The 12,125-nt window shown below is 44.3% G+C and carries 11 protein-coding genes; 3 read left to right on the plus strand and 8 right to left on the minus strand.

The features are described from left to right. Nucleotides 1-112 precede the first annotated feature (112 nt). Nucleotides 113-1,621 carry a galactose/methyl galactoside ABC transporter ATP-binding protein MglA gene (gene mglA / locus AACU59_RS17650; protein ID WP_017046157.1) on the plus strand — a complete coding sequence of 503 codons (1,509 nt, stop codon included), beginning with the start codon at nucleotides 113-115 and terminating at the stop codon, nucleotides 1,619-1,621. Between the two features lie 10 nt (nucleotides 1,622-1,631). Beyond that, nucleotides 1,632-2,639: a galactose/methyl galactoside ABC transporter permease MglC gene (gene mglC, locus AACU59_RS17655; protein ID WP_013856962.1), complete on the plus strand. Its 1,008-nt coding sequence runs from the start codon at nucleotides 1,632-1,634 to the stop codon at nucleotides 2,637-2,639. Between the two features lie 93 nt (nucleotides 2,640-2,732). Here the strand turns inward: mglC and AACU59_RS17660 are convergent, their stop codons facing one another. Then, nucleotides 2,733-3,665 (minus strand): LysR family transcriptional regulator, encoded by a 933-nt coding sequence (locus AACU59_RS17660; protein WP_094145512.1) that lies wholly within the window; start codon nucleotides 3,663-3,665, stop codon nucleotides 2,733-2,735. A 123-nt stretch (nucleotides 3,666-3,788) separates the two neighbouring features. Here AACU59_RS17660 and AACU59_RS17665 point away from each other — a divergent pair, with 123 nt between their 5' ends. Beyond that, nucleotides 3,789-4,880, plus strand: coding sequence for an alkene reductase (locus AACU59_RS17665; protein WP_176428565.1), 1,092 nt, complete (start codon nucleotides 3,789-3,791; stop codon nucleotides 4,878-4,880). A 104-nt stretch (nucleotides 4,881-4,984) separates the two neighbouring features. Here AACU59_RS17665 and AACU59_RS17670 read toward each other — a convergent pair whose 3' ends face one another. The 7 genes from AACU59_RS17670 to AACU59_RS17700 form a co-directional block, all read right to left on the minus strand. Beyond that, nucleotides 4,985-5,353 carry a diacylglycerol kinase gene (locus AACU59_RS17670; RefSeq protein WP_017046154.1) on the minus strand — a complete coding sequence of 123 codons (369 nt, stop codon included), beginning with the start codon at nucleotides 5,351-5,353 and terminating at the stop codon, nucleotides 4,985-4,987. 163 nt (nucleotides 5,354-5,516) lie between these two features. After that, entirely contained in the window at nucleotides 5,517-6,818 is a 1,302-nt protein-coding gene (locus tag AACU59_RS17675) for an ATP-binding protein (protein ID WP_094145510.1), read from the minus strand. A 27-nt stretch (nucleotides 6,819-6,845) separates the two neighbouring features. After that, nucleotides 6,846-7,547: a response regulator gene (locus AACU59_RS17680; RefSeq protein ID WP_094145509.1), complete on the minus strand. Its 702-nt coding sequence runs from the start codon at nucleotides 7,545-7,547 to the stop codon at nucleotides 6,846-6,848. Between the two features lie 140 nt (nucleotides 7,548-7,687). Continuing rightward, nucleotides 7,688-9,214 carry a tripartite tricarboxylate transporter permease gene (locus AACU59_RS17685; RefSeq protein WP_017046152.1) on the minus strand — a complete coding sequence of 509 codons (1,527 nt, stop codon included), beginning with the start codon at nucleotides 9,212-9,214 and terminating at the stop codon, nucleotides 7,688-7,690. A gap of 9 nt (nucleotides 9,215-9,223) precedes the next feature. Continuing rightward, complete coding sequence (locus tag AACU59_RS17690) at nucleotides 9,224-9,721, minus strand: tripartite tricarboxylate transporter TctB family protein (protein WP_176428337.1); 498 nt, start codon at nucleotides 9,719-9,721, stop codon at nucleotides 9,224-9,226. A 202-nt stretch (nucleotides 9,722-9,923) separates the two neighbouring features. Then, nucleotides 9,924-10,895: a Bug family tripartite tricarboxylate transporter substrate binding protein gene (locus AACU59_RS17695; RefSeq protein WP_094145508.1), complete on the minus strand. Its 972-nt coding sequence runs from the start codon at nucleotides 10,893-10,895 to the stop codon at nucleotides 9,924-9,926. Nucleotides 10,896-11,145: 250 nt separating this feature from the next. Further along, nucleotides 11,146-11,976 (minus strand): hypothetical protein, encoded by an 831-nt coding sequence (locus tag AACU59_RS17700; protein WP_094145507.1) that lies wholly within the window; start codon nucleotides 11,974-11,976, stop codon nucleotides 11,146-11,148. Between the last annotated feature and the right edge of the window lie 149 nt (nucleotides 11,977-12,125).

A 12,125-nucleotide genomic window follows, 5' to 3' on the forward strand; every position in this document is an offset into this window, starting at 1 on the left:
CCCCCTTTACTCCCTAACGTATAGGGTGTTTATACAATCAATAATAAATAATTGCTGATTAAATTTTATTTAATATTGAATGGTATTAATCAAAGAATAAATAAGTGATGCCATGGTAAATCAAGAGCATGAATTTCTGTTAGAAATGACAGGAGTGAGTAAAGAGTTTCCCGGGGTTAAGGCATTAGATAAAGTTAATTTGAAAGTTCGACCACACTCTATTCATGCGTTAATGGGAGAGAATGGTGCAGGTAAGTCGACGCTATTAAAATGCCTTTTTGGAATTTATGATAAAAACGAAGGTGATATTATATTTTTAGGCGAACATGTGAATTTTCAATCGTCTAAGCAAGCTTTGGAAGCGGGTGTTTCCATGGTCCACCAAGAGCTTAACCAAGTATTACAATGTTCTGTAATGGATAATATTTGGCTAGGGCGTTACCCAAAGAAAGGACTCTTTGTCGATCACGATAAAATGTATCGCGATACCAAAGAGATCTTTGATGAACTCGATATTGATATAGACCCGAAAATTAAAGTGGCTAAATTATCGGTATCACAAAGGCAGATGGTCGAAATAGCGAAAGCGTTTTCTTACAACGCGCGCATTGTGATCATGGATGAACCCACGTCCTCTTTGACTGAAAAAGAGGTATCGCATCTTTTTACTATCATTAACAAGTTGAAAGAAAAAGGCTGTGGCGTGGTGTACATCTCTCACAAAATGGAAGAAATATTTACTATTTGTGATGAGATAACCATCTTGCGTGATGGGCAATGGGTTGATACGAGGCCGTTGAAAGGGCTCGATATGGACAAAATCATTTCGATGATGGTTGGCCGTGAATTAACACAGCGCTTTCCCACAAAGACCAATGTGCCAAAAGAAATTATCCTCGAAATCAAAAATTTAACAGCACTGAACCAACCCTCTATTCAGGATATTTCGTTTGATCTCAGAGAAGGTGAAATCTTAGGTGTGGCTGGGCTCGTGGGTTCAAGACGCACTGATATTGTGGAAACCATTTTTGGGGTTCGTGAACGTAGTAACGGCCACATTATCTTACATGGCCGAGAGATGAAAAACCGTGATGCACATGAAGCGATCAATAGTGGTTTTGCGTTGGTGACAGAAGAGCGTCGTTCAACCGGCATTTACAGTAATTTAGATATTACCTTTAACTCTTTGGTTGCCAATGTGGATGAATACAAAACCAAATTAGGTTTACTGAGTAATAAAAAAATGAGGAGTGATACACAGTGGGTAATTGACTCCATGAGTGTAAAAACACCTTCTCATGAAACATCAATCGGTTCTTTGTCTGGTGGTAATCAGCAGAAAGTCATTATTGGCCGTTGGTTGTTAACTCAGCCAGAAATATTAATGCTTGATGAGCCGACTCGGGGTATTGATGTCGGAGCAAAGTTTGAAATTTATCAATTGATATTGGAATTAGCGAAAAAGAATAAAGGGATTATTATTATCTCTTCCGAAATGCCAGAGTTGTTAGGCATTACCGATAGAATATTGGTGATGAGTAATGGCCGAGCTGCGGGAATCGTTAATACTAAAGACACTTCACAGAATGAAATATTAGAGCTGGCCTCTCGTTACCTCTAGGGAAATTATTATGGATTCAGTTAAAACATTTGCAATGAAGCACCTAAAGGAAGGTGCGATCTATGCGGTTCTATTTATTCTTCTGGCAATTATTATTATTCAGGAGCCATCATTTTTAAGTTTACGCAACTTTAGTAATATATTAACGCAATCTTCAGTGCGCGTTATTATTGCATTGGGTGTGGCGGGGCTGATTGTAACGCAAGGAACCGACCTTTCTGCTGGACGTCAAGTGGGTTTAGCCGCTGTAATTTCGGCAACACTTTTACAATCAATTGATAACGTCAACAAAGTATTCCCCAGCATTGGTGACGTGCCAATTGTGGCTGTGATTCTTTGTGTGTGCGCGATTGGCGCGATCATCGGTTTAGTGAACGGTGTGATTGTTGCTTATTTAAAAGTAACGCCGTTTATCGCCACATTAGGCACCATGATCATCGTCTACGGGATTAACTCTCTCTACTACGATTCGGTGGGTGCATCTCCAATTGCAGGTTTTGATGAGCGTTTCTCTTCATTCACTCAAGGTTTTATTCGATTTGGGGATTTTAGGTTTTCGTACATAACCTTCTACGCCATTATCGCGATTATCTTTACATGGATTTTGTGGAATAAGACCGTTTTTGGTAAGAACATTTTCGCGGTCGGTGGCAACCCAGAAGCCGCAAAAGTTTCTGGTGTTAATGTGCCACTGACGCTACTGAAAGTGTATGCTTTATCGGGTGTGTTCTATGCGTTTGGCGGTATGTTGGAAGCTGGCCGTATCGGCAGTGCGACCAATAACCTTGGCTTCCTGTACGAGTTGGATGCGATTGCAGCCTGTGTTGTGGGTGGCGTGTCATTTGCTGGCGGTGTCGGAAGCATTGCGGGTGTGGTCACGGGTGTGCTTATCTTCACTGTGATCAACTATGGTATGACCTACATTGGCGTGAGCCCTTACTGGCAGTACATCATTAAAGGCGGCATTATTATTTTCGCTGTCGCGTTGGACTCAATGAAGTACGCGAATAAGAAATAGCCGCCTAAGAGCAGAAATACAATTTTCGACATTTAATCGCCGAAAATTGTCGAAATAAAATAAACAAAGAGCGCTTTTATCGGCGCTCTTTTGCTATTGCCCAGTAGGAAGCGTACGTTTTTCAAAATAGCGCACAATCTCCTCGATCAATATTTTGATACGTGACGGTTGGTGATCACGATTGGGATAGAGCAGATGCAAGTCCGATCCTGTGGCCAAATCGTGTGAACTAAAACTTTGCCGATAATCTTCCAAGAGAAGAACGAGTTTCCCAGCATTGAGGTCGGGTTGAATATCGAGTTGTGATTTGAGTGCAATACCTGCGCCTTCGAGTGCCCACTGGCGAATCACTTCGCCATCATTAGACAAACGTGATGGTTTGATCAGAATATCTTGAACGGCATCTCCTTTAAGAAAAGACCAACGCGTTAATGATTCACTTTTGCGTAGCATACCCAAACAAGCATGCTGTTTGAGATCCTCTGGGTGCGTCGGTTGACCATGGCACGCTAAATATGCGGGTGAGGCGCAAAGAACGCGGCGATTTGTTGCTAATTTTCTGGAAACCAATTGACTATCTTTGAGTGTGCCGTAACGCAATACCAAATCAAGTTTTGTTTCATATATCCCTAACACACTGTCACTAAAGGTAATCTGAGGCACAATTTTAGGATGTCTTGCTAAGAAGGAGTCGAGCAGTGGCAATAAATGTTGTCGCCCGAGATCTTTGGGTGCTGAAATTTTTATATTGCCTTCCAAGTGTGTTTTCTCGGCGAATAGCGAAGACTCGACTTCAGTGATGTTGGCTAAGGTTTGTAAACATAATGGATAGAAACGTTCGCCAGCTTCCGTCAATGCAATTTTACGTGTGGTTCTTTGCAGCAATTTCACGCCATAGTGGCGTTCAAGCTCTTGCAGTTTTAGTGTGACTGAGGCGGCGGACATATTGATGGCTTTTGCGGCGGCCGCCAACCCTTGCTGCTCAACAATGGCAACAAAGACCTCCATGTTCAATAATTTGTTCATTAAGATTCTATATCGCAGTTATTGTTAAGTAATCCTAAATACTCTTTTTAATTATAGCTAGATTATTTAGTGATTCTTTTGTTATAGCCTATGGATAACAACCCAATACAGAGCGATTGAATGATGAGTAGCTTATTTTCCCCGACACAAATCGGTCCACTTTCTTTGAATAACCGTCTGGTAATGGCTCCGATGACGCGGGCTCGGACAAGTCAACCAGGTAATGTACCCAACGACATCATGGCGCAATATTATGCTCAGCGAGCGAGTGCTGGTCTGATTATTACTGAAGCAACACAAATATCAGACGATAGCCAAGGATACTCATTTACTCCTGGCATATACACGCCAGAACAAATTGTGGGTTGGCAGCAGATCACTCAAGCCGTGCATGACCGCGGAGGAAAAATAGTGAATCAGCTATGGCATGTAGGGCGAGTATCGCATCCTGTTTTTCAACAAGGTCAAAAGCCGATGGCTCCTTCAGCTATTGCTCCAGTCGATACCAAAGTCTGGATTGCACAGCCGGGGAGTGCCGGTGAGATGATGGAATGCGTTGAACCAAGAGCAATGACATTGCAAGAGATTAACCAAGTGGTACGCGATTTTGCTAATGCTGCACACAATGCGATTGCGGCTGGCTTTGATGGCGTCGAAATTCATGGTGGTAATGGCTATTTGATCGATCAGTTTTTGCGAACCAATTCTAATCATCGCACTGATCAATATGGTGGCAGCAGAGAAAACCGCTTACGTTTTCTTATGGAAGTTGTGAGTGCAATCATTGATAAGGTTGGCGCTGACAAAGTTGGAGTTCGCTTGGCGCCTTACATCACATTTAAAGATATGAACTGCCCAGATATCGTCCCAACGATTTTACAAGCGGCGGAGCAATTACAGAAACTCGGTATTGCGTATCTGCATTTGTCAGAAGCTGATTGGGATGATGCTCCACAAATCCCTGAAGATTTTCGCCGACATTTACGTGAGCTGTTCACCAATACCATTATTGTTGCAGGCCGATATGACGTTGAGCGAGCAAACCAAATCTTGGAAAATGGCTACGCTGACTTAGTCGCATTTGGGCGTCCCTTTATTGCGAATCCAGACTTAGTCGAGCGTTTGAAAATGAACCGTACATTATCGGCATTTGATCCAAGTTGCTTATTTGGTGGAGGTACTAAGGGATATACAGATTATCCAAACCATTCCTAAATCGACATAGCCAGCAGTCGTTTGTTCTATGATTCTGCTGGCTTTTTTACAACGGGTTGGCCGTTATAAAACAATGAGCCATTAACGCGCGCCAAAATGATACGCTAAAAGTAATAAGGCCACAGAATAAACATCCATGTGAATGCTGAAAATATCAACGCGATCAGTACGGCAGCTGAACCGATGTCTTTGGCGCGACCACTGAGTTCGTGCCATTCGCTACCGACGCGGTCAACCACGGCTTCCACAGCGGAATTCATCAACTCCACAATCACAACTAAGACTAAGCAACCAATCATCATGATTTGCTCAATTTTAGTGACAGGCAAAAAGAAAGTAATGGTAATCAACAAAATTGAAGTGACAGTTTCTTGTCGAATAGCGGCTTCGTTTAGCCACGCGGCTTTCAGCCCTTGTATTGAATAACCTGTGGCATAAAACAGACGCTTTATACCCGTACGACCTGGTTTCATAAATTGAACAACCTAATAATGAATAATTATGACAATGACAATGACAATGACAATGAGCATGAGTGAATTACGTGTAGACGCAAAATAGCCTTCGCCCCGCACCCTCATGTTAAAAAAGAGAATCAATGACGTCGGTTCACGGATTCTCTTAAGTGGCCGAATTTTAAACGCCCACCACAGGTAGTACAAGAGTAAAGCAAGCGCCTCCGAACACACTTTTAGCCACAGATACTTGGCCGTTGTGGCGTAAAACGATCTGTTTGACGATGGCCAAGCCTAATCCGAAGCCTGATTGTCGCTCTCCACGTGAGAGATCCGCGCTGTAAAAAGCATCAAAAATGAATGGCCAGTGCTGCGGGTCAATCCCTTCTCCATCATCATGGATATCAATTTGCACTGCTTGACCTGCTTTGATCACGGAGGTTTCAACGGCTATTTTACTTTTGGCGTATTTCTGAGCATTACCCAATAAATTATCCAGAGCTCTTTTGAGAAGGTATGGATCGACCTGTAAAGTGGCGACTTGTGCTAATGGCAGCAACTGGATCTCGACTACGCTGTTGCTGCGCCATTTATCTAGTATCGGTTCGAGCCAGTAATTGAGCTGAATTGTCTGCATATTGAGTTCGTTTTCTGGCCTTTCAACTTTAGCGTAGTAAAGAAGTTCATCGACCATCGTTTCCATCTCTTCGGTATCTTCGATGATACTGGCGACTTTCGCCGCTTGTTTTGGTGTCAGAGATTCATCGGCCAACATTTCTGCTTGCCATTGGATCCGAAAGATAGGGGTGCGTAACTCATGAGCCACGGCATTACTCAGCGCTTTATTGCTGAGCACTAAAGCGGAAATTTTGCTCGCCATGTAGTTAAAGCTTTTGTTTAAAGAGCCGACTTTATCGCCGCTTTTGATGGAGGCTCGAGCGGTTAGATCACCAGCGGCAAAGGCTAAGGTCACTTTTTCCAATTCACGCACTCGCCGACTGATGAACCAGATCAGCAACACACAGTACAGTGCAAAACCGACGACAAGCAGCAAAAGTGAGAGATTATCTGCGAAGAAAATGGCTTGCCTCAATGGTGATTCTTCATCGGGTTTAAAGCTGTAAATTGGTGAGGTGGACGTAAGGCGCAACCATAAAAAACGGTCATCATCGTAGTAGGTGTAGGCATTGGGGGCGGTATTAAAGAAAAACGCTCGCACATCTGAGGGTAAGGTCTTTTCAGTATGCGTCTCTATCAGTTGTCGTGTTTTATCGGCATATTCTTTTAGTACATTGAAGGTGCTGGCTTCACCTTCATGCTGATAAATACGAGTGACCAAGTCATGAAATGCTTCAGCTTGATAATCTTCAAGTACGTAATCGTAGTCAGTACCAAGCTGGTAAACGACCAGTTCAATGGTAATGAGTGTCGCTAAAAAAAAGAGCAATAAACCAACAAAAGATTCAACGTAGATACGACGCATACAGGTTTCTTCTAAAATACGTGGTCATTACCACGTGTCTGGTACAAAAAGGTATCCTTTCCCTCGGACCGTAATAATGCGTTTCGGTGTGGAAGAATCATCACCGAGTTTTTTACGCAAAATGACAATCTTGTTATCGACGGTTCTATCAAGCCCATCGTATTCAATCCCGCGTAACGCTTTGGTTAATACATCCCGTGATAGGACTTGATCTGGTGTTGATGCCAGTAGCCACAGCAAGTCGAATTCGCTGTCGGTCATCGCCACGGCCTCACCATTCATTTCACACAGATGTCGAGATTGATTGAGAGACAAGGCCCCAAATTCAAGCACGGTTTTCGCGGTTTGAATTGGCTCGTTGTCGACTCTGCGCAGTAGCATACGCATTCTTGCAAGCAAGACGCGTGGTTTAATCGGCTTTGTCACAAAATCATCGGCACCAATTTCCAGTGCTGCAACGTGATCAAAATCGTCATCACTGGCGGTTAGCATCAATATCTTACCGTTGTACATAGGACGGATCTGTCTACAAATTGTCAGCCCATCTTCACCGGGTAGCATTAAATCCAGTAACACGATATCTGGTTGTTGCTCTAAAATGACCGCGCTCGCTTTGGCACCTTCAGCAAGGTCAATGACGCTAATATCTTGACTTTCAAAGTATTCTGTTAACATTTCTCTGAGTTTTAGATCATCTTCAACGATGATTAAAGAGTGTCTATCCGTCATGGAGACTCCTAGATAGGTATGATGAACGACATGACAATCGCTGACATTGAAAAAATTTGAAGTGCATAGTAAAGCAAAGACCCAGCATTTTCGCTAGGTCTTTGTATGGTTGGATGAGTTTCTATTGATACAATCTCTTGTTATTCAACTGCTTTGGTCGGTGAAGAGCGAAGTTTGTTCGCCAGCATCACCACAAGTGGGCTAGTCAACATTACGACTGCAAGCACGGTAAACACGAAAGTGATCGGACGTTCCCACAAGAAGCTTAACTCCCCATCGCTGATCATCAACGCGCGGCGAAGGTTCTCTTCCATTAATCCACCCAAAATAAAGCCAAGCAGCAGTGGTGCCAGCGGGAAGTTGGCTAACCGTAGAGCAATCGCCCCCATCGCGACGATCAACATTACGTAAACATCCATAGTGTTAAACGAAACCAAATAAACACCGGTGATTGAGAAGAACAAAATCATCGGCAGCAATACGGTTCTTGGCACCGCCAATAGCCTTGAAATATATGGAATAAGCGGCAAGTTAAGGATGATCAGTACAATATTACCGAGATACATTGAGATGATGACAGACCAAAAGACATCAGGGTGATCAACAAATAAACGAGGACCAGGTTGAATGCCGTAAGAAAGCAGGGCTCCAAGCATGATCGCTGTGGTGCCAGAGCCGGGAATGCCGAGTGTCAACAGCGGAACAAAAGATCCGCTAGAGGCGGCGTTATTGGCAGACTCTGGTGCAACAAGCCCACGCAAAGACCCTTTACCGAACTCTTCTTTTTTATCTTTGGGCGCTAAGCTGCGCTCCATACCATAACTCAAAAATGCGGCGATGGTTGCGCCAGCGCCGGGCAACACGCCAGTGAAAAAACCTAAAATGGAAGCACGAATTGAAACGGGAGCCGCTTCTTTAAATTCTGCTTTGGTGATTTTCATACTGCCCAAGTTGCTGATTTTATTCTGTTCATCTGTACGCGTGTCGTTTTCTGGTTTTAAAATACCCATTAATGTCTCGCCTAAAGCGAATGTCGCCATCGCCAGCAAGAGGAAGCTAAAACCGTCCATTAAATCAGTTAAGCCAAAGGTAAAACGTTCCACACCTACGCCTTTATCAATACCAACGGTAGAGAGCATCAAGCCAAGAACAACCATCATCCATGCTTTAAGGACTTGTCCTTTGCCAGCAAAGGCGGCGACCGCCGATAGACCGAGTAGCATCAACGCAAAATAGTCAGAGGATTGAAAACTCAGTGACACGCTGGCCAGTGCAGGCGCTGCGACCAAGAGCATAATCGCTGACAAGGTTCCGCCTGTAAAAGAGGCGTAAGCGGCGATGGCTAACGCTTTACCAGCTTGGCCTTTTTGCGCCATGGGGTAGCCATCAAACGCGGTGACCACGGTTGCCGAGCATCCGGGAGCATTAATCAAAATGGAGGAAGTGGAGCCGCCAAAAATAGCGCCGTAATAAACGCCGGCCATTAAAATCAAACCTGAAGATGGTTCAAGGCCATAGGTGATCGGGATCATCAACGCGATGGCCGAAATAGGGCCAAGCCCGGGCAACATGCCGATAAAAGTACCAACGAAACAGCCCACAATCACCATGAAGATGTTCATTGGCATCATGGCGGTAGAAAGCCCTTGTAAAATTCCATCTAACATAATCAGTTCCTACCAGAGTGTGAAAATAACGCCGGGCTCAAGGTAAATGTCCAAACCTTGAGTAAGCAGCAGATAAAACGCGATGACAAAGGGAAAAGAAGCACCAAATAACACTGATTTGCGTCTTTCACCCAAAATATAAAAGCCAGCGAGTAGAAAGAAACTGGTGGCCAGTACGAAGCCTAAATAGGTTAGACCAAGTCCGTACAGCGCCATCAACACTAAAAAACCAATCAACAATTTCCAGTTGAAGTGCAATACCGCGCCGCTTTGTTTATCGTGCTGCCCTAAAACCAGCATCAACAAAGAGAGGCCAATTCCAGCGTAAGTCAGCAGAGTCGGCAAGGTTTGGGCGTTAAACGGTTCGTATTCATCACCGGGAAACATCGGTATTTGAGTCGTTTGATAGCCGTAGCAAAGGCTAAGAACAAGGAAGATCAACGCGCCAACGCGATCGCGGCACAGTAAATATTCTTTGCTGAAAAATTTGGTTGGCAGATCCGACATATCCAACTCCATGGTAAAAATAGGGGAGAAAAGAGCCGTGTAGCAGCGAGTTAATGAATTGATTAACTAAGGGCAAAGGGATAGGTGTATGGAGGTTTTCCTATCCATATTTGCCTGATAAACAAAGGAGTATTGAGCATAACTGTACACGGCAAAAGTGTTGCTAGCGGGGACAAGGCAAGGAACTGTCCCCTTAGCGACCTTACTTCAGGAAACCGAGCTCACGCATTAGATCACCCATCTCTTTTTCTTGGGCTTCTAAGAAGGCGTAAAACTCTTTATCCGCTTGATAATTATCGATCCAACCATTGCGGTCGCGGACGATTTTCCATTCATCGGTGGTGTACATTTTCGCTAATGCTGAGTTCCACTGATCAATCTTCTCTTGGCTGATCCCTGGGGCCGCGAAGAAGCCGCGCCAGTTTGCAAATACAGTTGGGTTGCCATAGTCAGTTAATGTTGGAATATTCGGGGCAGATTCCAAACGTTTGGGGGCGGTGATCGCCAAAATTTTCACTTGGCCAGACTTGGACATTTCAAGCACTTCACCTAAGCCTGTTGAAAGCAGTTGTGTTTCACCAGAAAGCAGTGCCGCCATGGCTTTGCCACCCGCGTCATAGGCGATGTAGCGAACTTCTTTTGGATCCAACCCTTGCCCTTTGAAAGCGGCTGCGGCGACTAAGTGATCCATACTGCCACGAGCAGAACCGCCAGCGACTTTCACTTTCCGCGGGTTGTCTTTGAAATCGGCAACCGCATCTTCCCACGTTTTGTATTTTGAATCGCCCGCAGCAACGATAGCGCCATAATCAGAAACGGTGGCGGCAATCGGTGTTAAATCGCGGAAGGATTGTGGAAAAACACCGGATAAAGAACGAACAACAATCGGTGTAGAGTTGACCATCAAGGTATCTTCTTGGCGGTCTGCGGTTTCAATTAAGTGTGCAATCGCTTTACCACCACCGCCACCGGATAAGTTTTGGTAAGACACATTGCCGACAATGTCGGTTTTCATCAGTACATCACCTGTACCACGAGCCGTCATGTCCCAACCACCACCCGCGCCACCGGGTACTAAAATGTGAAGTTTCTCAATATCAGCGGCGAAGCTGCTAATAGAAAAGGTTGCAGCCAGAATGGATGCAGTGAGGGTTGGTTTGAACTGCTTAAACATATTCACGTTCCTTATGTAGGGCGCATCTTCATCTTTACCTTGGAGCGTTTGTGACTGAATGCTACAGGCGGAGATAGGGTGCTTATCGTTGTTATCATGACTGCATCAATGATCTAATGCAGATACGTTAAGTTAATAACCTGTTACAGGTTTGTCTCTAATGCGTAGATAAAAACAATATAGGGCATAAAAACGTTTTTGTTCATAAAGTTCACGGCGTTATTTTGCTGCGTTGTGTGACGAGTCTTCGCTAGCGTCTTGTCTCACTATCTACGAGCAGTAAACGGGTGTTATTCATTGCAAATTGCGCAGCTGAGGCGTCATTACCTTGTTGAAGTAAGGTCGTGATACTGGGCAGCAGTAAGAAAAAGATCAAAGGTTCGGGATATTGGGCTTGCCATTGATGACGCTCATCTAACACATGCCCTTCGAAGTAGACGGTGAGTACCACACTGTCCGATGAAAAGTGCGAACCATGGAACCGCCCTAAAGTATGCGTCGAGCCCCATATTGAGCTCAATGGTCGCTCCGATGTGCTTTTAAGATAGAGATCAACGGCTACACTTTGCGATTGAGAACCTTGTGGTTGAGAATGTCGATGAACCGTTAAACGCTCACCCGAATACTTGCCTTGCTGGAAAGGCAAGTAACCTAAGTTGTTCGGTGTTACACGGCCATCGTTTGCACACATTTGAACCGAATCGGACATTTGCTGGCTGCTGTACAATTCACAAGCAAATTGAGCAACAAGTTGCTGTACTGCGCTTTGAAATAAGCGAGCATCAAATGAGTGCTCTTGCTCAAGGTGTAAATTTAATTCAGGAAAAACAATAGGTAACTGGCTTGTTAGCGCGTTGAGGTCATTGATCGTAACCGATTGATTCTCCTCTATTGCCGTGCGAATAATATTTGGGTTGTCTGCCAATGAAAGATCATCTTCAGAATAGATCGCCTCACTCAGTAGTGGGTAGCTGCGCGGATTTTTCGGTTTACTGTTGTAAGCAATGCATCCAGATAAGAGCAACGAGCAGGCGAGAGCGTAACCAAAAGGAGAGTGCGTGATTCTCTTGCAAAGATTCATAAGTGACGGCCGTGTCATCGGTAATGGGTTGCACTGCTTATTCTATCTGCGAAATCGACACTTTTCTCTTTTCAAGCTCACAGAGTTTTATCTTCTTCTGGTTCAAATTTAATCATTAAGTTTCTTATACATTAGTCTAATGTGTCGAC

The organism is Vibrio sp. V23_P3S9T160, assembly GCF_963886625.1.
Lineage (GTDB): Bacteria > Pseudomonadota > Gammaproteobacteria > Enterobacterales > Vibrionaceae > Vibrio > Vibrio anguillarum.